Source organism: Paenibacillus sp. YAE3 (genome assembly GCF_057546105.1).
The window spans coordinates 1-23053 of the sequence record NZ_BAAIYF010000014.1; the positions used below are offsets into that span (position 1 = coordinate 1).

General features: G+C 53.6%; 20 protein-coding genes, 1 rRNA gene and 1 riboswitch. Of the genes, 20 read left to right on the plus strand and 1 reads right to left on the minus strand.

What is annotated here, in order from left to right:
• The first annotated feature begins 19 nt into the window (after positions 1-19).
• The 18 genes from rrf to purD all read left to right on the plus strand — a co-directional run bounded on the left by rrf (position 20) and on the right by purD (position 19721).
• Positions 20-136 (plus strand): 5S ribosomal RNA (gene rrf / locus AC27KL_RS23055).
• Positions 137-929: 793 nt separating this feature from the next.
• Positions 930-1682, plus strand: coding sequence for an acyl-[acyl-carrier-protein] thioesterase (locus AC27KL_RS23060; RefSeq protein WP_487171213.1), 753 nt, complete (start codon positions 930-932; stop codon positions 1680-1682).
• Between the two features lie 45 nt (positions 1683-1727).
• Positions 1728-1868 (plus strand): hypothetical protein, encoded by a 141-nt coding sequence (locus AC27KL_RS23065; protein ID WP_197070048.1) that lies wholly within the window; start codon positions 1728-1730, stop codon positions 1866-1868.
• A gap of 174 nt (positions 1869-2042) precedes the next feature.
• Positions 2043-4178, plus strand: a complete 2136-nt coding sequence (locus AC27KL_RS23070) for a DNA topoisomerase III (protein WP_487171214.1) — start codon at positions 2043-2045, stop codon at positions 4176-4178.
• Between the two features lie 130 nt (positions 4179-4308).
• Complete coding sequence (locus AC27KL_RS23075) at positions 4309-4572, plus strand: DUF1294 domain-containing protein (protein WP_036714253.1); 264 nt, start codon at positions 4309-4311, stop codon at positions 4570-4572.
• 203 nt (positions 4573-4775) lie between these two features.
• Entirely contained in the window at positions 4776-5210 is a 435-nt protein-coding gene (locus tag AC27KL_RS23080) for a universal stress protein (RefSeq protein WP_487171215.1), read from the plus strand.
• A 200-nt stretch (positions 5211-5410) separates the two neighbouring features.
• Positions 5411-5512: riboswitch (purine riboswitch) on the plus strand.
• 210 nt (positions 5513-5722) lie between these two features.
• Positions 5723-6208, plus strand: coding sequence for a 5-(carboxyamino)imidazole ribonucleotide mutase (purE, locus tag AC27KL_RS23085; protein WP_487171216.1), 486 nt, complete (start codon positions 5723-5725; stop codon positions 6206-6208).
• On the plus strand, positions 6205-7386 hold the full coding sequence (gene purK, locus AC27KL_RS23090) for a 5-(carboxyamino)imidazole ribonucleotide synthase (RefSeq protein ID WP_487171217.1): 1182 nt from the start codon (positions 6205-6207) through the stop codon (positions 7384-7386). The genes purE and purK overlap by 4 nt, the downstream gene beginning before the upstream one ends.
• 3 nt (positions 7387-7389) lie before the next feature.
• Positions 7390-8685: an adenylosuccinate lyase gene (gene purB / locus AC27KL_RS23095; protein WP_212952432.1), complete on the plus strand. Its 1296-nt coding sequence runs from the start codon at positions 7390-7392 to the stop codon at positions 8683-8685.
• Positions 8686-9065: 380 nt separating this feature from the next.
• On the plus strand, positions 9066-9953 hold the full coding sequence (locus AC27KL_RS23100) for a phosphoribosylaminoimidazolesuccinocarboxamide synthase (RefSeq protein ID WP_487171218.1): 888 nt from the start codon (positions 9066-9068) through the stop codon (positions 9951-9953).
• 141 nt (positions 9954-10094) lie between these two features.
• Positions 10095-10340 carry a phosphoribosylformylglycinamidine synthase subunit PurS gene (gene purS, locus AC27KL_RS23105; RefSeq protein WP_487171219.1) on the plus strand — a complete coding sequence of 82 codons (246 nt, stop codon included), beginning with the start codon at positions 10095-10097 and terminating at the stop codon, positions 10338-10340.
• Positions 10341-10345: 5 nt separating this feature from the next.
• Positions 10346-11035, plus strand: a complete 690-nt coding sequence (purQ, locus tag AC27KL_RS23110; RefSeq protein WP_036714264.1) for a phosphoribosylformylglycinamidine synthase subunit PurQ — start codon at positions 10346-10348, stop codon at positions 11033-11035.
• Positions 11013-13256: a phosphoribosylformylglycinamidine synthase subunit PurL gene (gene purL, locus AC27KL_RS23115; protein WP_487171220.1), complete on the plus strand. Its 2244-nt coding sequence runs from the start codon at positions 11013-11015 to the stop codon at positions 13254-13256. The genes purQ and purL overlap by 23 nt, the downstream gene beginning before the upstream one ends.
• Positions 13241-14722 carry an amidophosphoribosyltransferase gene (gene purF / locus AC27KL_RS23120; RefSeq protein WP_339323443.1) on the plus strand — a complete coding sequence of 494 codons (1482 nt, stop codon included), beginning with the start codon at positions 13241-13243 and terminating at the stop codon, positions 14720-14722. Before purL ends, purF begins: the two co-directional genes overlap by 16 nt.
• 116 nt (positions 14723-14838) lie before the next feature.
• Complete coding sequence (purM, locus tag AC27KL_RS23125; protein WP_487171221.1) at positions 14839-15879, plus strand: phosphoribosylformylglycinamidine cyclo-ligase; 1041 nt, start codon at positions 14839-14841, stop codon at positions 15877-15879.
• Complete coding sequence (gene purN, locus AC27KL_RS23130) at positions 15879-16493, plus strand: phosphoribosylglycinamide formyltransferase (RefSeq protein ID WP_487171222.1); 615 nt, start codon at positions 15879-15881, stop codon at positions 16491-16493. The genes purM and purN overlap by 1 nt, the downstream gene beginning before the upstream one ends.
• A 239-nt stretch (positions 16494-16732) precedes the next feature.
• Positions 16733-18280 carry a bifunctional phosphoribosylaminoimidazolecarboxamide formyltransferase/IMP cyclohydrolase gene (gene purH, locus AC27KL_RS23135; protein ID WP_487171223.1) on the plus strand — a complete coding sequence of 516 codons (1548 nt, stop codon included), beginning with the start codon at positions 16733-16735 and terminating at the stop codon, positions 18278-18280.
• A 166-nt stretch (positions 18281-18446) separates the two neighbouring features.
• Entirely contained in the window at positions 18447-19721 is a 1275-nt protein-coding gene (gene purD, locus AC27KL_RS23140) for a phosphoribosylamine--glycine ligase (protein ID WP_339323447.1), read from the plus strand.
• 236 nt (positions 19722-19957) lie between these two features.
• Here purD and AC27KL_RS23145 read toward each other — a convergent pair whose 3' ends face one another.
• Positions 19958-21331 (minus strand): lanthionine synthetase C family protein, encoded by a 1374-nt coding sequence (locus AC27KL_RS23145; protein WP_487171224.1) that lies wholly within the window; start codon positions 21329-21331, stop codon positions 19958-19960.
• Positions 21332-21527: 196 nt separating this feature from the next.
• Between AC27KL_RS23145 and AC27KL_RS23150 the strand changes: the two genes are divergently transcribed.
• Both AC27KL_RS23150 and AC27KL_RS23155 read left to right on the plus strand, forming a co-directional pair.
• Positions 21528-21680, plus strand: a complete 153-nt coding sequence (locus tag AC27KL_RS23150) for an FDLD family class I lanthipeptide (RefSeq protein WP_310862384.1) — start codon at positions 21528-21530, stop codon at positions 21678-21680.
• Between the two features lie 105 nt (positions 21681-21785).
• Entirely contained in the window at positions 21786-23042 is a 1257-nt protein-coding gene (locus AC27KL_RS23155) for a lanthionine synthetase C family protein (protein ID WP_487171225.1), read from the plus strand.
• The last annotated feature ends 11 nt before the right edge of the window (positions 23043-23053 follow it).

Consider the following 23053-nt stretch of genomic DNA (forward strand, 5'->3'; position numbering starts at 1 on the left):
GATCAAAGCACTTGAATCGTTTGGTGGCGATAGCGGAGGGGTTCCACGCGTACCCATCCCGAACACGACCGTTAAGCCCTCCAGCGCCGATGGTACTTGGACCGAAGGGTCCTGGGAGAGTAGGACGCTGCCAAGCGAAGAACCACTGTTGATGAAACATTGACAGTGGTTTTTTTGTCCCTATTTGTGGATATCTTTTTGAATCCGGAAAATTTCGTCCACAATTCCCTCTCTTTTTATATCGGAAAATGGACTTATGCACAGAAAAAATAATCGATTTTTGTAATTTTGTAGTTTTTCACAAAAAGTTTTCCACAAATTCACAAAATAATCCCCATAATACACAGATTCATGGCATGAAAGGTTCAAACGTGGATATTCTTAAATTTCTATTCACATTTTTTGAATCACGAACTTTTGAAAGCGTTTAAAGGTCGTTCTGTAAGTTTGCGAACTATCTTTTGAAGCTAAGCCGTAGCAGAAATATCGATATCCACATAAAGCCTGGAAGCCCGTCAAAGCATAATAATTTTGGCGGGCTTTTCTATCCCCGCCATCCTCACGAACTTCCTTGCATGCTTGAATTCCGTCTATTTGGGGCATCATGACATCGAGCATGATCCGATCTGACCGGATGGCGGAGCAAGGGAACTTCCCTGAATATGACGGCGATTACGCCGCTTTGAATAAAATAAAAACTAGGAGTATGCTGTATGTATGGGATGACAACCCCCGAACCCTTAACGTGAAGGCCATGAAATCCGTAACATTCGCTTCATTACCCGGTGGATGGATTACCTTTAGGATGAGCATTCCCGAGCTTTTAATACATAAGAGGATATGCGCAGACTGAAATTCATGAAAAATTCGGACAACGAAAAAGGTACGCGCCGGGACGCCTCAATTTTTACTCAAAAAGGGAGAGAGCTATGGGCAACAAATGGACAGAAACCTACCTGATACATTCCAACGATATCGATTATAAATCCGAAGCAAGGTTGTCGGTGCTGCTGTCGCTCGCCCAAAGAACGGCCGATGCCGATTTGGAGCAGCTAGGGGCGACGAGAGACCAGATGATCGAAGCGGGTATGGGCTGGATGCTGATGACGATGGATTTGCGCATCGGTCGGATGCCGAAGGCGCTCGAGGAGATCGCGATCGAAACCTGGAACAAAGGACCGAAGGGAGCGCTGTGGCAGCGGGATTTCCGGATCTATTCCGGCGGGGAGATCATTGCTGAAGCTTGCAGCATTTGGGCGCTGGTCGACATTGAAAAAAGGAGAATGCTGAGACCGTCCAAATTCCCGTTTGACGTCTACATCAACGAAGAGGACTCGGCGGGCGAAACGCCGGATAAAGTCACCATCCCGGAGGACGTCCCTCTTCGGGATGCGTACCGATCCGTGGTGCGATACAGCGGGATCGACGCCAACGGCCATCTGAACAATTCGCGTTACGCCGATTTATGTATGGATACGTTGACCCCGGACGAGCTTGCCGGTCTAACGTACGCCGAATTCCGAATTACGTATCATCACGAAGCCCGCTTGGGCGATGAAATTCAGGTCAAGAGGTCCGAGGTGACGGACGGCCGCATTTACGTAAGCGGACAAGCCGGGGCCGGGACGCATTATTTTGATGCTTATCTTCTATTAAAAGAAACCGAACGCAGTCATGGATAATTCGACGCGGATCAGGGGATGGCTAAACGGTAAGGGGGGATAAGCATGCCGCATCATAAACCGCTCAAAATCAACAACCAGCAAAACCGAGCGAGCAGGAAAGAGGAAAACGTAACGCTGCATCCGGATAAAGCTGCTAAATTTCCGCCGAGCCTGAACGAGATTCCGAAGCAGGAACAGGATTAGGCGAACACCGCACCACCTGAAATCCCTTCAGAAAGGTACCGTCATCGGACGTGATGCCCACTGAGGGGATTTTGTCGTTTCACGACTTGAACCAAATCGGTCGGGTTTCATCCTCCTTTGCATTCGCAGCCGCAATCAATGTTATAATAGGACGGAAGAAAGGGTGGATACATAATGAAATCGCTCGTTTTAGCCGAAAAACCGTCCGTGGCTCGCGAAATCGCGCGGGTTATGGGCAGCAGGGAAAAGCATAAGGGATATTTTGAAGGCCCACAATATATCGTGACTTGGGCGCTAGGGCATCTGGTCGGCCTGGCCGAACCCGAAGATTACGACCACAAATACGCAACCTGGAATCTGGAGGATTTGCCGATTTTGCCGAAAACGATGAAGCTGAAGGTGCTCCGTGAAACCAGCCACCAGTTTAAAATCGTGCAGTCGCTGACCAAACGCCAGGATATCAACAAACTGATCATCGCCACCGACGCGGCGCGCGAAGGGGAGCTTCTGGCCCGGTGGATCATGAAAATGTCCCATTGGAACAAACCGTTCCAGCGCCTGTGGATTTCCTCGCAAACCGACAAAGCGATCAAGGAGGGTTTTGCTTCGCTGCGTCCGGGCAACCAGTTCGACCGATTGTACGAATCGGCGCGCTGCCGGGCCGAAGCCGACTGGATGATCGGGCTGAACGTCACCCGGGCATTGACCGTCAAATTCGGGGCGCAGCTGTCCGCAGGGCGGGTACAGACCCCGACGCTCGGTATGATCATGAACCGGGAAAATGAAATCGTGAATTTCCGGTCCCAGGAATACGAGACGCTGAAGGCCGATTTTGGCAGCTTCACGGCAACCTGGCGCGGCAAAAACGGGGATGCGCGCATCTTCGAGCGCCAGCAGACCGATACGATCAAAAAGAAACTCGAAGGACAATACGGGAAAGTCACGCAGGTGAAAAAATCGGAGAAGGTCGAGCCGCATCCGCTCGCTTATGACCTTACCGAACTTCAGCGGGACGCCAACCGCAAATACGGATTTTCCGCCAAGCAGACGTCCAACGTGCTGCAGCGCCTGTATGAGCAGCATAAGCTTGTCACCTATCCGCGCACGGACAGCCGTTATTTAACGTCGGATATGGTTCATACGCTGAAGGAACGCCTGGAGAGCGTGGCCGTCGGCCCGTATGCCCAGCTGGCCCGTCCGCTTTTGCGCAAAAACCTGCCTACGTCCAAACGGATCGTCGACGACTCCAAGGTCAGCGATCACCATGCCATCATTCCGACGGAAGAGACGGTGCTGCTGAACCAGCTAAGCACGGAGGAGCGCAAGCTGTACGATCTGATCGTGCGCCGGTTTATCAGCCTGTTTTATCCGCCTGCCCGTTATGACAACGTCAGCGTCGTCGTGCAGGTCGAAGGCGAGCAGCTTCACGTCAAAGGCACCACGATCAAGGATGCCGGCTGGCGGGAAGTGTACGGCGCGGATGCGGACGATTTGTCCGACGACGACAACGACGGGGATAACGACGACAGTCCGGTATTGCTCCCCGAGCTTCGCGAGGGCGATTCGGTGAAAGTGCAGCGCGTGCACGTCCAGAAAGGAAGAACGCTTCCGCCGAAGCGTTACACCGAAGCCAGCCTCCTCTCGCAGATGGAAAAGCATGGACTCGGGACGCCTGCGACGCGGGCCGACATCATTGAAAAATTGATCAATTCCGATACGATCGAGCGTCAAGGCAATCTGCTGCATCCGACCGGAAAAGGAAAACAGCTGATCGAGCTGGTAGCGCCCGAGCTGCGTACGCCGGAACTGACCGCCCGCTGGGAAGCCGAACTCGAAAAAATCGCCCGCGGCCAAGGCAAGCCGGAGCCGTTTATCGAGGGCATTCGCCAAATGTCCAAGGAGCTGGTGGCCGAGGTCAAAAACAGCTCTGCAGGTTACAAACCGCATAACGTCTCGAACAGCCACTGCCCGCAGTGCGGAACCCGACTCCTCGAGAAAAAAGGCAAACGCGGCAAACTGCTGGTATGCCCGAGCGATGACTGCGGCTACCGCCGTTCGGACGAAAAAAGGCTGTCCAATCGCCGCTGCCCGACATGCCACAAAAAAATGGAGCTCAAGGAAGGCAAAGCCGGCTTGTACGTGCAGTGCCTGCCATGCGGTTTTACCGAAACGCTCAATAAGGATCATAACCACGTCAACAAAAGGGAAGCGCGCAAACTGGTCGAAAAATATGCCAAACAGGAATCGGCTGCCGTATCCAACCTGGGCGAGCTGTTAAAAGCGGCCTTGGAGCAGAAAAACGACAAGTAACGACGAATATCGACGCCATCCGATCTTTTGCGGGTTTATCTTCCGTTATGGTTTGGAGTTTGTCCATTGTTTCCGCCGGGATGCGGATTTATAATGAAGGTAGGCAGTAAGAACGGAGGTGGTTCTCCGGGTGAGGACAGCCCTTTGGGTATGGTTTATTTTTATCAATGCTGTGGGCTACCTGGTCATGTCGGAAGATAAGAAAAGGGCAAGAAACAGGCGCGACCGCGTGCCGGAAAAAACGCTGTTTTTGCTGGCGGCCATCGGCGGGGCGCTGGGCGTATGGATCGCCATGTACCGCAAGCGCCATAAAACGCGCCACTTGAGCTTCCGGATCGGCATCCCGGTGCTGCTGTTCATCAATGCCGTTCTGTACGCCTATTTTTTGAGGTAAGGCTTTCCGCATCGACCTGAGGCAAGACCCTATTGACGGGCATCATCGAATTTCTTTCTTTTACGACGGTTTGTTTCCTGTGGCTCCGAGGCTTTGACTAGAAGTTTCTTCCTTTATCTTTGCGTGTAATAAAAAGAGAAGGTTACCGGCTTCAGCAAAGTTGCGGCGGTCCAACAAAACAGAGAAAGAAGAGGTGGGTTCACATGTTATTTTCCAACATCCTTCTGGCTTACGACGGTTCCAAAGCGTCCAACCGGGCGCTCGACAAGGCGGTCGAGCTTGCGCAAGCGGCCCCCGGCTCGGTGATTAAAGTCGTGCATGCGTTCGATTTCCCTCGCGTGTTTATCGGTGAAGGATTGGCGCCGATTCCCGCCTCCGTAAACAAGGATTATTACGATCTTGCGGAACAGACGGTTGAAGAAGCGAAAAGACGCTTGGACGATGCGGGCGTGAACTACAGCGCGGAATTGATTCAAGGGGCGCCTGCGGAAACCATTTTGAAATTGGCCCAGGAGCATGGCTCGGACGTGATCGTGATCGGCAGCCGGGGACTTGGCGGAATCCGCGAATTCGTGCTTGGCAGCGTCAGCCATAACGTGGTGCAGCATGCGCGCATACCTGTTCTTGTGATTAAATAAAGCGAAAATATAAAAAACGTAAGCCAGTGTGCCGGAATCGAAAGGCATACTGGCTTGCTTTTTAGTTGGACGGACCGAAAAAACGAACATTGTAATCATATTCATTTTAATTGTTCGGGTTTGAGTTGACATGTGATGTAGGGGATTGTTAAACTGATAAGTGTAAGTCGCCTTACCGGAGACTTTCGCCAATCATCTACAACTTTCAATTAAAAACGACTCGTATAATGCCGGGAATAAGGCCCGGAAGTTTCTACCCGGAAACCGTAAATTTCCGGACTACGAGGGAATACCGCAGGGGAGGCCAGTACCTCCTTCCGCCTTGGCGCCAGCTTTTATCCGTAGGCAGCGTCCCGGGTTCGCCTGCGTATTCCTGACATGGTCCGGTAGCCTGAAAATCTCCATTTTCTTGGGACCGGGCCTTTTGGTCTTATTTTCGGCTTTCACTAGAAAAGGCATCATCCATAGCAGAACGCTTTTTTGAGAAAACCACAGGAAAGTAGGTAGAAAGCATGTCAGCATTGGTCGCAGTGATTATGGGCAGCAAGTCGGATTGGGAAACGATGCAGCACGCCTGCAAGGTGCTCGATGAATTAAACATTCCTTATGAGAAAAAGGTCGTTTCGGCGCATCGGACGCCGGATTTGATGTTTTCTTTTGCGGAAGAAGCCGCGCAGCGGGGAATTAAGGTCATTATCGCCGGAGCGGGCGGAGCCGCGCATTTGCCGGGGATGGTCGCCGCCAAAACGGTGCTGCCGGTGATCGGCGTGCCGGTGCAGACGAAAGCGCTGAACGGACTGGATTCGCTGCTGTCCATCGTGCAGATGCCTGGGGGCATTCCGGTGGCGACGGTGGCCATCGGCCAGGCCGGCGCGACAAACGCGGGACTATTGGCAGCTCAAATTTTGGGAGCCTCGGACCCTGTCATCCAGAACCGGGTGCAAGCGCGGCGGGATCACATCCGCAACGAAGTGATGGAAAGCAGTGATTCGCTATGAGTAACGTACAGCCAAACCAGCTCCAAGCAAAAACGCTCCTCCCGGGAGCGACGATCGGCGTTTTGGGCGGAGGCCAGCTCGGGCGGATGATGGCGCTTGCCGGGACGGCCATGGGATACCGGTTCGTCACGCTCGATCCGACGCCCGGTTCGCCGTGCGGACAAGTGACGCCGCAGATCGAAGCGGCCTACGGCGATGAAGAAGCGGCGCGGAAGCTGGCAGAACGGTCGGACGTCATCACGTACGAATTCGAAAATGTCGACGCCGGCGTTGCCGCCTTGCTGGAGCGGGAATCCTACGTGCCGCAGGGCAGCGCCCTGCTGTACACCACCCAGCACCGATTGCGCGAAAAGCGGGCGATCGAAGCGGCGGGCGTTCCCGTTGCCCCGTACCGCGAAGTGACGGATTTGCAAAGCCTGGTCGTCGCGGCCGGCGAGCTTGGTCTTCCCTGCGTGCTGAAAACGGCAACCGGAGGATATGACGGCAAAGGGCAGGCGGTCATTCGCGAAGCGGACGAACTGGAAACGGCATACCGGGAGCTGGCGGCATCCGGCAGCGAACTGGTTTTGGAGAAATTCATTCCGTTCCGCGCCGAAGTTTCCGTCATCGCCGCCCGCAGCCCAAAAGGGGAGATCAAAAGCTTTCCGGTGTCGGAAAACATTCACGTGAACGGCATTTTGCATCTGTCGATCGTCCCTGCCCGGGTCGAGGAAAGCATCCAGCGGGAGGCGCGGAAGCTGGCGGAACGGCTGGCGGAAAGTCTGAACGTGGCCGGACTTCTGGCCGTCGAGATGTTCGTGACGGAGGACGGCGGACTGTACGTCAACGAGGTTGCGCCGCGTCCCCACAACTCCGGGCATTACACGATGGAGGCTTGCGCCACCTCGCAGTTCGAGCAGCATATCCGCGCGATTTGCAATCTTCCGCTGGGGGATACGACGCTGCTCAGCCCGGTCGTCATGGTGAACGTATTAGGGCAGCATTTGGATGAAGCCGTGAAGCGGGCAGGGGTGCCGGATCCTTCGCTGAATGAATTCGGCATCGTGCCTAAGCTTCATTTATATGGAAAAACTGAAAGCAAGACAGGCCGCAAAATGGGACATATCAATTTGTTGTGCAAAGACGTCCAGCATGCGCTGGATTGGGTCGAACAAACTCATATTTGGAGGCAAGGATAATTCATGATCGAACGTTACAGCAGACCGGAAATGCGGGCCATTTGGACCGAAGAAAACAAGTTTAAGGCTTGGCTCGAAGTCGAGATTTGCGCTTGCGAGGCATGGGCGGAGCTCGGGGTCATTCCGAAGGAAGACGCCAAGCTGCTGCGGGAGAAGGCGTCCTTTGACATCGACCGCATTTACGAAATCGAGCAGGAGACGCGCCATGACGTCATCGCTTTTACGCGTACCGTGTCCGAAAGCCTCGGGCAGGAACGCAAATGGGTGCATTACGGCCTGACGTCGACCGACGTAGTGGATACGGCGCTCGGTTACCTGCTGCGCCAGGCGAACGAAATCATCGAGCAGGATTTGATCCGCTTTATCGACATTTTGAAAGACAAAGCGATTGCTTACAAAGACACGCCGATGATGGGACGCACGCACGGCGTTCATGCCGAACCGACGACGTTCGGACTCAAAATGGCGTTGTGGCATGAAGAAATGAAACGGAACCTCGAGCGTTTCCGCCATGCGGCCAAAGGCGTGGAATTCGGCAAAATTTCCGGCGCCGTCGGCACGTACGCGAACATCGATCCGTTCGTCGAAGAATTCGTGTGCCGCAAGCTCGGCATCAGCCCGGCTCCGATTTCGACGCAAACGCTGCAGCGCGACCGCCATGCCGAATATATGGCGACGCTGGCGCTGATCGCGACGTCGATGGACAAATTCGCGACGGAAATCCGTGCCCTGCAAAAGAGCGAGGTCCGCGAGGTGGAGGAAGCTTTTGCGAAGGGCCAAAAGGGTTCGTCGGCCATGCCGCATAAACGCAACCCGATCGGCTGCGAGAACATTTCCGGCCTGTCCCGCGTCATCCGCGGCCATATGGTCACGGCGTACGAAGACGTGGCGCTTTGGCATGAACGCGACATTTCGCATTCCTCGGTGGAGCGCGTCATTTTGCCGGATGCGACGATGCTGATCAACTATATGCTGAACCGTTTCGGCAATATCGTGAAAAACTTGACGGTATTCCCGGAAAATATGAAGCGCAACATGAGCCGCACCTTCGGCGTGCCGTTCTCCGGACGCGTCATGACCAAGCTGATCGACAAAGGCTTCAGCCGCGAGCAGGCGTACGATACCGTGCAGCCGCGGGCAATGCAGGCATGGGAGGAGCAGCGCCAGTTCCGCGAGATCATCGAGGCCACGCCGGAAATTACAAGCGTGCTGAGCCCTGAGGACATCGAAGACGCGTTTAACCCATCCTGGCATTTGAAGCATGTGGATACGATTTTCAAAAGACTTGGTTTGATATAAAGAAAAAAAGTGGATCAACATTGGACTTTTGATTTTAATGAGGCGAAAGTAGCGGAGGGGACGGAATCGATTCTTTCTATAAAAGCTTTCCGAAAGAAAGCTATATAAGTTGAACTAAAGAAATGGATAAGGAATAGGCAAGAGGGAGAAATGATTCTAGAGAAGCGAAGCGTTCGCCTTTGAGAGCGGATTTCTACCTTAATGAATGTTAAATCATGGAAATCAAGGAACGACAGCGATCGAAAGAACATTTCACCCGGCTGCCTTTATCCGTTCAAATTATTGGTTCAACTTATACCGCATCGAAAAGCATTACCGAAGCGGTATACTTCGTCAAAAATCTAATTTCAATGTTGATCCACAACATGGGGAGGAGTCACATGACATCACCGGCCGTATCCACCGCTGTGGAACTTATTGATGCGCCGCTGCTTTACAAAGGCAAGGTTCGCGAGCTGTACGATCTGGGGGAACATACGCTGATCGTCGTCACGGACCGGATATCCGCTTTTGATTACGTGCTGGAGCCCGCCGTGCCGGAAAAAGGAAACGTCCTGAACCGGCTCAGCGCCTTCTGGTTCGACCAAACGCGGGAGCTGATGGACAATCACGTGGTGCATACCGACGTGGAGCGCCTCGGACCTATCGCGAAGGACAAAACGCTTTTGAAGGACCGGATCATGGTCGTCCGCAAAGCGAAACGCATCGACATCGAATGCGTGGTCCGGGGTTACATTACCGGAGGCGGTTGGAAGCAGTATCAAGCTTCGGGCGAAGTCAACGGGATCAAGCTTCCCGAGGGCATGCGGAAAAACGAGGCGTTTCCGGAGCCGATCTTCACGCCGGCCGCGAAAAACGACGTCGGGCACGACGAAGACATTTCGATGGATCAAATGAAGGCGATGATCGGCCAGGAACTTGCCCTTGAGCTGCAGGAGAAAAGCTTGAAGCTGTATGGGTTTGCCAGGGACTACTGCGCGGAGCGCGGCATCATTCTGGCGGACTGCAAGTTCGAATTCGGCATCCTGGACGGCCGGGTCATCCTCATCGACGAAATTTTCACTCCGGATTGCTCCCGGTTCTGGGCGAAAGAAAAATATGCGCTGGACATCGAAATCGACAGCATGGACAAACAGCCTGTCCGCACGTATCTGGCGTCGACGACATGGGACCAAAACAGCCAGCCGGATCCGCTTCCGGCGGAAGTGGTGGAAGAAACCACCCGCCGCTATCAGGATATTTATCATCGGTTGACCGAGCGGGCGTAAGGCCTGTTAACATGAATAGAAGGTTTTAAAAGGAACTCTACGTCATAAATAGTACAGGAACTAATGTAAGTATTGAGCCTTAAAATAGCATTTATCATCAGCTCATTCTATCGATCTAACCTGAGGAGGAACTAGAGGAATATGTTGAAAGCTACGGTCTATGTCACGATTAAGCAGGGCGTACTCGATCCGCAAGGCGTTGCGGTGAAGGGAACGCTGCATTCGATGGGGTTTCAGGAAGTAGAGAGTGTGCGCATCGGCAAATATATGGAACTTAGCCTGGACACGGATGACCGTGCCGAGGCCGAGCGCCGCGTCAAAGAGATGTGCGAAAAGCTTTTGGCAAACACGGTGGTTGAGGATTACCGTTACGAATTGGAGGGCTAACATCCATGAAATTTGCAGTTCTCGTTTTTCCTGGCTCCAACTGCGACATCGACTGCTACAAAGCGGTGCAGGAAACGGTTGGAGAGCCTGTCGATTACGTGTGGCATACGGCTACCGATCTTTCCGCATATGACTGCATTCTGGTTCCGGGCGGTTTTTCGTACGGCGACTACCTGCGCTGCGGGGCGATTTCCCGGTTTGCTCCGGTCATGAGCGAAGTGGCGAAAGCGGCGGAAGAAGGCAAATACATTCTTGGCATCTGCAACGGGTTTCAGATTTTGACGGAAGCGGGCTTGCTGCCCGGCGTGCTGCTCCGCAACACGTCCCTGAAATTCCGCTGCCATGACACGGTGCTTCAGGTCGTGAACAATAAAACGCCGTTTACGAACGATTTTGCGCCGAACGAAGAAATCGTCATCCCGATCGCCCATGGCGAAGGCAATTATTATTGCGACGAAGAGACGTTAAAAGAGCTTCAGCAAAATAACCAGATCGTGTTTACGTACAAGGACAATCCGAACGGCTCCCTGGCCGACATTGCCGGCATTTCCAACAAACGGGGCAACGTCGTCGGCATGATGCCGCATCCGGAGCGGGCGGTCAGCGAATTGCTCGGCTCTGCGGACGGAAAACGCATGTTTACATCAATCCTGAAGGCTTGGAGGGATACCCATGGCACAGCAAGTGTCCGCTAAGGAACCGACCGCACAGCAGATTGCGGAACAGAAAATTTATCAGCAGTTTGGCGTATCGGACAGCGAATATGAACTGATTTGCTCGTTTATGGGCCGCCTCCCGAACTATACGGAAATCGGCGTTTTCAGCGTCATGTGGTCCGAGCATTGCGCGTACAAAAACTCGAAGCCGCTTTTGCGCCGCTTCCCGACCAGCGGGCCTCGCGTCCTGATGGGTCCTGGCGAAGGCGCGGGCATCGTCGACATCGGCGACAACCAGGCCGTCGTATTCAAAATCGAAAGCCATAACCATCCATCGGCGGTTGAACCTTACCAAGGCGCGGCGACCGGGGTGGGCGGCATCATCCGCGACATTTTCTCCATGGGCGCAAGACCGGTAGCCCTCTTGAATTCCCTCCGTTTCGGCAAGCTAGAGAGCGAACGCGTCAAATACTTGTTTGAACATGTCGTTTCCGGCATCGCGGGATACGGCAACTGCATCGGCATTCCGACCGTGGCGGGCGAAGTGATGTTCGACAACAGCTACGACGGCAATCCGCTCGTCAACGCGATGTGCGTCGGACTCATCGATCATGACAAAATCCAGCGCGGCGTCGCCAAAGGCGTCGGCAACCCGGTATTTTACGTCGGACCTCCGACGGGCCGCGACGGCATCCATGGCGCGACGTTCGCCTCCGTGGAGCTGAGCGAAGAGTCGGAAGCCAAGAAAACGGCCGTTCAGGTCGGCGATCCGTTCATGGAAAAACTCGTGATGGAAGCCTGCCTTGAGCTGATCGACACCGGTATCGTGCTCGGCATTCAGGATATGGGCGCAGCAGGCCTCACCTGCTCCAGCGCGGAAATGGCGAGCAAGGCGGGCAACGGCCTCGAGCTGTACCTGGACCAGGTGCCGCAGCGCGAGGAAGGCATGACGCCGTATGAGATGATGCTTTCCGAATCGCAGGAACGGATGCTGTTCGTCGTTGAACCGAAGGACGAAGCCCAAGCCATGGAAATTTTCGAGCGTTGGGGCGTCATCTGCGCCAAAGTCGGCAAAGTGACGGACGACGGACGTTTGAAGCTGTTCCATCATGGCGAGCTGGTCGGCGACATGCCGGTACAGGCGCTGGTCGACGAGTGCCCGGTATACGAGAAGCCATCGAGCGTGCCTGCTTATTATGTAGAAAACGAAAACGTAGATACGCTGCGTTATGAAGAAGTCAAAGATCTGGGCGGCGCCCTGAAAAAGGTACTGGCTTCTCCGACCGTCGCCAGCAAGGCGTGGGTGTACAACCAATACGACTATATGGTCCGCACCAGTACGGCGGTGCGCCCGGGTTCGGATGCGGCGGTGATCACGATCGACGGTACGCGCAAAGGGCTCGCCATGACGACGGACTGCAACGGCCGTTACGTGTACCTCGATCCGGAAGTCGGCGGCAAAATCGCCGTCAGCGAGGCGGCCCGCAACATCGTCTGCTCCGGCGCGGAGCCGCTGGCGATTACGGACAACCTGAACTTCGGCAGCCCGGAAAAGCCGGACATCTTCTGGCAAATGGAACGCGCGGTCGACGGCATGGCCGAAGCCTGCCGCGTGCTCGACACGCCGGTCATCGGCGGCAACGTGAGCTTGTACAACGAAAACGCGAGCGGCGCGATTTACCCGACGCCGGTGGTCGGCATGGTCGGCCTGCTGCATGATACGGACCATATTACAACCCAAGGCTTCAAACAGGAAGGTGACGTCATCTTCCTGCTCGGCGACACGAAAGCCGAACTTGGAGGCAGCGAATTCCAATATGCCGTTCACGGTGTTACGGAAGGACGTCCGCCGGTATTGGATTTGGATACGGAGAAAAAACTGCTTGCAGGCGTGCTCGGCGCCATTCAAAGCGGACTCGTGCAGTCCGCGCATGACCTGTCCGAAGGCGGGCTCGCGGTCGCTTTGGCGGAATCCTGCATCAGCGGTTCCATCGGCGCCCAAGTTTCGCTCAGCACGCCGCTGCGCAGCGACGTGGCGCTCTTCAGCGAATCGCAGTCGCGGATTCTGCTGTCCGCAAGCCGGGAGCAAGCCGACAAGCTGGAAGCCTATCTGTCCGAACGCGGAGTGCCCGTGACGCGGATCGGTTCCGTCGGCGGCGAAAGCCTGGCCGTGACGATCAACGACGCGCAGGCCGTGAACGAACCGGTGGAAGGTTTGCGCCAGGTCTGGGAGGATGCGATTCCATGTCTCATGAAATAGCATCCCAGCCGCTGTGGACCGGAGACTATTATAACGAAGGGGCCGGCAAGGAAGGCCTGTTCGACAAATTAAAGGAAGAATGCGGCGTATTCGGGGTGTACGGACACTCCGATGCCGCATCCCTTTCCTATTACGGGCTGCATGCCCTGCAGCACCGGGGGGAAGAAAGCGCCGGGATATGCGTCAGCGACGGTCAGGAGTTTCATTTCCACCGCGGCATGGGGCTGGTGAAGGAGGTCTTCGACAAAGACCTGCTGTCGTCTCTTGCCGGCTCCATCTCCATCGGCCATGTCCGGTATTCGACCAGCGGCGACAGCAAGCTGGCGAACGCGCAGCCGCTCGTATTCAAATACCGCGCGGGGGATCTCGCCGTGGCAACCAACGGCAATATCGTCAATGCGCCGCAAATCCGCCGCGAGCTGGAGGAAAGCGGCTCGATTTTCCAAACGACAAGCGACACCGAGGTGATCGCGCATTTAATCGCCCGTTCCCCGAAGGATTTGGTGGAAGCGGCGAAAGATGCGTTTAACCGGATCGTCGGCGGTTATGCGTTCCTGATCATGACGAACGACAAGCTGTTGGTGGCTTCCGACCCTCACGGCCTGCGCCCGCTCAGCATGGGCAAACTCGGCGATGCCTATATTTTCGCTTCCGAGACGTGCGCGTTTGAGACGATCGGCGCGGAATTCGTGCGCGACATCGAGCCGGGCGAGCTGCTGGTGCTGGACCGCGAAGGGCTGCATGAAGGCCGTTTTGACGAGAAAAAACACCGCAAAGCGCTATGCGCGATGGAATACATCTACTTTGCGCGCCCCGACAGCGACATGAACGGCTCGAACCAGCATGCGGCGCGCAAACGGATGGGCAGCCAAATGGCGATCGAATCGTTTGTCGATGCGGACATCGTGACCGGCGTGCCGGATTCCAGCATTTCGGCGGCCATCGGTTATGCCGAACAGACCGGGATTCCGTATGAGCTGGGTCTCATCAAAAACAAATACACCGGCCGGACGTTCATCCAGCCGAGCCAGGAGCTGCGCGAGCAAGGCGTCAAGATGAAGCTGAGCGCCGTGCGCCGCGTGGTGGAAGGACAGCGCGTCGTCATGATCGACGATTCGATCGTCCGCGGTACGACTTCGAGACGGATCGTCAATCTGCTCCGCGATGCGGGCGCCGTCGAGGTGCATGTGCGGATTACGTCGCCGCCGTTCAAAAACCCTTGCTTTTACGGCATCGACACGCCGGACCGGCGCGAGCTGATCGCTTCGTCACGGACCGTGGAAGAAATTTGTCGGGAGATCAATGCGGATTCGCTGGCATTTTTAAGCCCCGAAGGGTTGATCGCGGCAATCGCGGGAAATAACGAGGCGGATTATAAAGGCGGTCTTTGCCTGGCCTGCTTCGACAACGATTACCCGACGCGCCTCGATTTCGACGGCGAAGAGAAGTTCGGCTGCGGTTGTTAAGCGTTTGACCATGATGACAGCCGTGAAAGTTCATCAGATAAAAATTTTATCACGTATACGTTAACGCTCGTTTTCATCAATCATTGATATAAAATGGAAGGGAAGTGTCGTGGGAAGTGTCTGAGGCCTACAAAAACGCCGGCGTCGATATCGCGGCAGGGAATGAAGCGGTAGAACGCATGAAAAAGCACGTGAAACGGACGTTCCGTCCCGAAGTGATGACCGATCTCGGCGGCTTCGGTGCATTGTTCGGATTAAACAAGGAGAAATATGAGGAACCGGTGCTCGTGTCGGGCACGGACGGAGTCGGCACGAAGCTGAAAATCGCCTTTGCGATGGACCGCCACGATACGATCGGGATCGATGCCGTCGCCATGTGCGTCAACGATATCGTCGTGCAGGGCGCCGAACCGCTGTTTTTCCTGGATTATCTCGCGTGCGACAAAGTCGTGCCCGAAAAAATCGAAGCCATCGTGGCCGGCATCGCCGAAGGCTGCCATCAGGCCGGCTGCGCGCTGATCGGCGGCGAAACGGCTGAGATGCCCGGCATGTACGCCGAAGGCGAATACGACATTGCCGGCTTCACCGTCGGCGTCGTCGACAAAAGCAAAATCATTAACGGCGCGGACATTACCCCCGGCGACGCGGTGATCGGACTTTCGTCCAGCGGCGTGCATAGCAACGGCTTTTCTCTGGTTCGCAAGCTACTCCTTGAGCAGGAGGGTTACAGCCTGCAGGATTCAATTCCGGAGCTGGGAGGCACCTTGGGAGACACGCTTCTTGCGCCTACGAAAATCTACGTCAAACCGCTGCTGGCCCTCCTGGAGCAGCTGCCGGTCAAAGGCATGGCGCACATCACCGGCGGCGGGTTCATCGAAAATATTCCGCGGATGCTGCCGGATCACGTCAACGTCGACATCGAATACGGCTCCTGGCCGATTCTGCCGATCTTTAAGCTGATGCAGCGCAAAGGCTCCATTTCAAACCGCGATATGTTTACGACGTTTAATATGGGCATCGGGCTGGTTCTTGTCGTCAAGGCTGAAGACGCGGAAAAAGCGGTCGGCTTTTTGAAGGAACAAGGGGAAGAGGCCTATATCATCGGCAAGGTGACGGCGGGCGAATCGATCGTGACGTTTACGGGGGCTGACGTTTAATGGGCGTTTACCGTATCGCTGTATTTGCATCGGGCGAAGGCAGCAATTTTCAAGCGTTGGCCGAAGCGGTAGATGCAGGCAGGCTTGGCAAAGCCGAAATCGCGTTGCTCGTTTGCGACAAACCGTCGGCGCCTGTCGTGGGACGAGCTGAGCTGCTGGGCATCCCCGCCTTCCTGTTCAAACCGAAGGATTACGAGTCCCGGGAAGCTTACGAACGCGTAATCGTCGAACAGCTTGAGGCGCATGGCGTGGATCTTGTCGTGCTTGCGGGATACATGCGGCTGCTGACGCCCGTGATCGTCGGAAAATACAGCGGACGCCTCATCAACATCCACCCGTCGCTGCTGCCGGCATTTCCCGGGAAAGACGCGATTGGACAGGCTTTGGCATACGGCGTAAAAGTAAGCGGCGTGACGGTTCATTTTGTCGACGAAGGGATGGACACGGGGCCGATTATCGCTCAGGCGGCGATCCCGATCGCATCAGGCGAAACGCCGGAGTCTTTTGCGCAAGCGGTCCATGCCGTGGAGAGAGAACTGTATCCCGAGGTCGTATCCTGGTTTGCCCAAGGACGGGTCAAGCTGGAAGGCAGACAGGTTACAATCGTGGAATGATTTGATGCATTTTTCGCTGAAGGAGACGACAAGTTCGGCTAAGGAATGTGAATATTCCGATGTTTTGTCATGACCGGCATGTTGAGGGAGAGAAACACGGAGACCATTCGATATTTCTCGGGAAATAAAAAAACGATCACCCGAATGTTAGCGTATTAACGCGAGGATGATGGAAAAGCGGCCGCAAAGCCGTGATCGAGGAATTTCCACCATCCTCTACGACAAAGGAGGAGCATATTGTGGGTATGAAAAGAGCGCTGGTAAGCGTTTCGGATAAAACAGGCATCGTAGATTTTTGCCGCGAGCTGTCTGCACTGGGCGTGGAAATCATTTCGACGGGCGGAACCAAAAGCCTTTTGGCAAAAGAAGGCGTGCCGGTGATCGGCATTTCCGACGTGACGGGGTTTCCCGAAATTTTGGACGGACGCGTCAAAACGCTTCATCCCGCGGTTCACAGCGGCCTGCTGGCCATTCGCGACAGCGCGGACCATCAGCAGCAGATGAAGGATTTGGGGCTGGGTTATATCGATCTCGTTGTCGTTAACCTGTATCCGTTCCAGGAAACGATCGCAAAACCGGATGTGACGTATGAAGACGCCATTGAAAACATCGACATCGGCGGACCGACCATGCTCCGTTCGGCTGCCAAAAACCATGCGTTCGTAACGGTCGTCGTGGATTCGGGCGATTACGGCACCGTGATCGAGCAAATCCGCGAGCAAGGGGACACCACCCTGGAGACGCGCAAACAGCTTGCAGCCAAAGTCTTCCGCCATACAGGCGCATACGACGCCCTGATCGCCGATTATTTGTCGAACGTGACCGGCGATCCGCTGCCGGAACGTTTTACCGTGACCTACGAGAAAATCCAGGACCTCCGCTATGGGGAAAATCCGCATCAAAAAGCGGCCTTTTACCGCAAACCGCTGGCTCCATCCGGCACGCTGACGACGGCGGAGCAGCTTCATGGGAAGGAATTGTCGTATAACAACATCAATGATGCCAATGCAGCGCTGCAAATCGTGAAAGAATTCGACGAACCGGCGGTCGTCGCCGTGAAGCACATGAACCCTTGCGGCGTCGGCGTGGGCGAAAGCATTTTGGAAGCTTATGAAAAAGCGTACAGCGCGGACCCGACCTCGATTTTCGGCGGCATCGTCGCGGCGAACCGGATCATCGACAGCGATACCGCGAAGCTGCTGAGCGAAATTTTCCTCGAAATCATCCTGGCGCCGGGCTTCACCGAGGAAGCGCTCGACATTTTGACGAAAAAGAAAAACATCCGTCTCCTCAAAATGGGCGAATTCGGATCCTCCAGGGAACGCAAAAGCAGTTTTGTCGTTACGTCCATCGACGGCGGCATGGTCGTACAGGAAAGCGACGTGCACGCGCTGGATGAGGCCGACCTCAAAGTTGTGACCGAACGTCAACCGACGCCGGAAGAACTCAAGCAGCTGCTGTTCGGGTGGAAAGTCGTGAAGCACGTCAAATCCAATGCGATCGTTCTCGCTGCGGACAACATGACCGTCGGCGTCGGCGCCGGGCAAATGAACCGCGTCGGTGCGGCGAAAATCGCCATTGAGCAAGCCGGAGAAAAAGCAAAAGGCGCCGTCTTGGCTTCCGATGCCTTTTTCCCGATGGGCGACACGCTGGAGCTTGCGGCCAAAGCAGGCATCACGGCCGTGATTCAGCCGGGCGGCTCCGTCCGCGACGAAGAGTCGATCAAAGTCGCAAACGAGCATGGCATCGCCATGGTGTTTACGGGCGTTAGACATTTTAAACATTAAACATCATTCGGCGAACGGCCAATGTTATATGCACATTGCGACTAAAAGCCGGACTTGGCATATCAGAAACGACATATGAAACTTGAGATCGGGCTCCGCCTGCTGCCGTTATAAAGCGAATGCGGGCGGGGCCTGAATAATACATGGGAACTACAGGAGGCGAAACATGGATATTTTGGTCATTGGCGGCGGGGGCCGGGAGCATGCGATCGTCTGGGCGCTGCGGAAAAGCCCCAAAGCGGGAACGATTTACTGCGCGCCGGGAAATGCCGGCATCGGGCAAATCGCGGAGTGCGTGCCGATTGCCGTACATGAATTCGACAAGCTGACGGCTTTTGCAGCCGACAAAAACGTAGGCCTGGTCGTTGTCGGACCGGATGATCCGCTGGCTGACGGCATCGTCGATGCGTTTGAAGCGAAAAACATTCCGGTGTTCGGACCGCGCAAAAACGCGGCGGAAATCGAAGGCAGCAAAACGTTCATGAAGGATCTGCTTCATAAATACGGCATCCCGACGGCCTCTTACGAAAAATTCGACAACCATGAAGCAGCGTTGGCTTATTTGAATACGCAGCAGGCGCCGATCGTCATCAAAGCGGACGGGCTTGCAGCCGGCAAAGGCGTGACGGTCGCCCGCACGATGGAGGAAGCGCGGCAGGCCCTACACGATATCATGGTCGCCAAAGTGTTCGGCGAATCCGGCGCGCAGGTCGTCATCGAGCAGTTCCTCGAAGGCCAGGAAATGTCGATCTTGTCCTTTGTCGACGGGGAGACGGTACGACCGATGCCGGCGGCCCAGGATCATAAGCCGATCTTCGACGGCGACCGCGGGCCGAATACCGGCGGCATGGGCACCTATTCGCCGCTGCCGCATATCGATCCGGCCATCGTGGAGAAAGCGATCGAAACCATCGTCAAACCGACCGCCAAAGCGTTGGTGGCCGAAGGCCGTCCGTTCCGCGGCGTCCTGTTCGCGGGGCTGATGATCCAGCCGGACGGCACGCCGACGACGGTGGAGTTCAACGCCCGTTTCGGCGATCCCGAAACGCAGGTGGTGCTGCCGCGGCTGAAAAGCGATCTGCTCGACATTTTCCTCGCGGCCGTCAACGGCACGCTGGCCGATGTCGATATCGAATGGAGCGACCGCGCAGCCGTGTGCGTCATTCTTGCTTCCGAAGGGTACCCGGGTTCTTACCCGAAAGGGCGGCCGATCAACGGTCTCGAACCGTCGACGGACGAAGAAGACGCGGTCGTGTTCCACGCCGGCACGGCTTTGAATGAGCAGGGGCAATACGTCACAAGCGGCGGACGTGTGCTCGGCGTCGTCGGACTGGGCGCCGATATCGCCGAAGCCCGCCAAAAAGCTTACGAAAAAGCGGAGCGGATTACGTTCGAGGGCAAGCAGAACCGCACCGACATTGCCGCCAAAGCGTTGGTGTAGAAGTTCAAGAATCCACTTTTTACTGAAATATATGGGATCAAAAAAAGGAGTCTTCCTCGTCGAAGGCTCCTTTTTTGCGCTGCACAAATTTTATCTTCTTCTACACGAATAAGCGTAAATTCCCAGTGCGTTAATTTATCTTGTATTTATTCGTTGTTTATCTGGAATTTACTTTTCATAGATATAATTCAATATATTACTTTTTCTTGCTTAATATACAATGTTTCTTAAATGATTTAAGACAGCATGAGCAAGTAATCCCAGTCGTTGGTTTGCTGTTCCGCTATGCCGAAGAGCATCGCACCAATCCCGGCGGCTCCTTCAAGAAGGCCGGCCTTGGTTAGCCACCGCATCGTACCATCCGCAGCCGGCTCGGCATCCATAAAGCCGAGTGGATGACTTGGATCGAAACGCTGCAACAGTTCGGCGCTCAATTGATGGATCAAAGGTTCGAGTGCCGGTTCTTTGCTGTTATTCCACATGCGCCAACACATTAGAAGCAATCCAGACAGACCGTGGCATATGGAAGGGGAATTCATATTTTTTTGTTCACATTCGTATTTAACGGATTGGATGAAGGAGTGAAGAGCATGCTGCTTTAATTCTATGTTGTTTAAACTGGTCGAGGCCATATATAAAGCGCATGAGACCCCAGGCGTTCCATAGCACCAAGCTTCTCTTTGACGCAGTAAGTTATGTTTAGAGTCGTTTTTATAGTATTCAAACGGAATCATGTGGGGCCAATAGGTCCCGTATTCGTCTTCCCCCTGTACATCGAGCAGCCACTCAGTAATGCATTCAATGGCTCTATACTGCCCGGATAATTCAATTCCGCTATTATAAGCGGTGGATAATAAAGCGAGAGGGCCAGGTATGCCATGTGCCATTCCACAATTAAGGCTGCCCATTGAAAACCGTTGTCTGTCCCTTTCCATGATGTGGAGTTTACTGGGCGTAAACCAGCCTGGAACCGTTTTGCCATCCAAGCGGATCGGCTTTGTCAGATCGATAAGGAATTTAATCGTCGGTTCTATTAAAGGGGATAAATTGGGATCAGATGGATTCTTCAGCAGATATCTGCCTAAACCGGCAGCACCCGATATGGTGTCAAACATTTCGACCGGAACTCCGTTGTTTTGTTTCATAAGCTCCGTACCGGTTTGAAGCCGTTCTTCAATCAAAGACGCCATCCATTGGTGAATCTGTTCCAAAAATTGATTATAAAATTCACCATGATTTGATGCTGCCAACACCGAAGAGGCGATACCGGTCCACCCGCTAAATAGTGAAATATCCCGGGTTCCATACTTGGCAAGATAAGATTGGATTTCAAGCAGATTCAAATGAATAGCTTCTTGCCAATCGGACGTGTCGTCCATTTCACGCCATAGAGATAAAAGGTGAATATTCCCCGGATAACCATGGGATAACGAAATGTCTCCCCAAGGGAAAAATTCGGAATCCGTAATGACATTGCCTTTGGAGTGAACAGCTTCAAATACGAATTTGGGGTCTCGTAGCCGAACAGCAATTTCTTTGCTGATCTCCTTTGCTTTTCTAGGCAAGTGCTCGGAATGATGCTCTTTGACAATGGATATATCATTTTTCATGAGGTTTATCCTCCTTTAACTGCTCTATCTAATTATGGTAGAACATCTTTCTTCTGTCCTTAAAACGCAATTAAATGTTAATTAATAATTTTTTAATAGATTTTCTTTATTTAAGAAATAATTAAGTTGCAAATAAAGATTATTTAATAAGTGGAATAATATAATCGAATTGTAAATATAAAGGAGGTGAAATACTATGAAAACCCAGTTTGATCTGGACTTGCAAGTAGCTAAAAACGAAGTTGCTCCGAAAGACGTACAACCTGCCAGCGGCTTAATCTGTACTCCATCTTGTTTGACTGGAACACTCAACTGCAAAATCAGCTTGTCTTTCTGCAGAACTTGCTAAAGGTAATGCAGACATGCAACCAAAGATATACGGTCAGAAGACACGGTTTTTTCAAACCGTGTCTTTTTCTCACATATTAATTTTTAAATAAAGGGGAAAAAGAGAATGGGATTGTCCAATGATTTAAAAGAACAATCCATCATCATAAGCAGGAGTATAGCGCAAAGAGTCATTCATCTGCCATTTATAGAAAACGCTGTTATGAAATCTGCCAATTTGTCTCCTTCCAGGGGCCAAGCTCCTTGGAATCCGGCTTCATTAGCCGACGGCATACCCGGAATATGGTTGCTTTTTGCGGAGTGGGATCAGCTTGAACCGGAGAACGGGTGGAAAGAGCGGATTCATCATCATGTGCTGTCTTTATTCAAAAACATGTCGTTCAGGACTCCTGACATTACACTTTTTTCGGGAGTTACAGGGTTATCCTATGGATTATTAATAGCATCCGATCATCGAAGCAACTATTCACAGGCACGCGCCAATCTTAATCATGTTATTGCGAGCCATTTTACAAACCATACGCTGGAAGGTTGGGGTCTGGATGCGCTGGAGATTATAAATGGTTTAAGCGGCGCAGGAAGATATATATTAGAAAGCTATCTAGATGAGGGCATATGTGAGATTGCCGAGTCCTTTTTTGCCATGCTGGTTAAGGAAGTACATTCATTCATGGATGGTATTCGTTTCAGCGCGCCGGACACGATCCGACTGGGAATGGCTCATGGTCTTGCGGGGACTCTTGCACTATTGGTTACGGCTCTTCACAAAGGTTTTAAAGTGGAAGGTTTACATATTGCAATTGATCGTATAGCCGATTATTTGGCCCAGCAAATTCGCCGAGACCGATTTGGGTTGTATTGGCCTGTTTCTTCCGAGCGAAATTTGCAGTGGAGTAAAGAGGAAAGGGAAGAAACGAGGGAGATTGAAGGATGGTGTCACGGCACTTTAGGGGTATCCGTTACGTTAATGAGAGCGGGCATCATTTGCGGCAAGGAACAGTGGAAAGCGGTAGCCGATAAAGCTGCAAGGTCAGTTTTTAGGCTCGGTGACGAGGAACTGAACGCGATGCCCCCCTCGTTTTGCCATGGCCTTGCAGGTTTACTGCATTTGTCGAACTTCGTTTATACCCTATCCGGCAATGAAGAGGCTGCCCTGTTTTCCGATCGGGTGGCTGGTAAGCTGATCCGGATGTTTGATGAGTCGCTTCCCTTCGGTTATCAAGACTTGGAAGACGCCGTCAGTATTGACAATCCAGGCCTGCTTCAAGGGGCCGTCGGCATCGCTTTAAGTTTACTTGACTATGGGAGGTGGGATGATCCGAAATATTTGGGGAAATGGAAAGAAGTATTTCTTGTTTCATGACATGGAGCAAA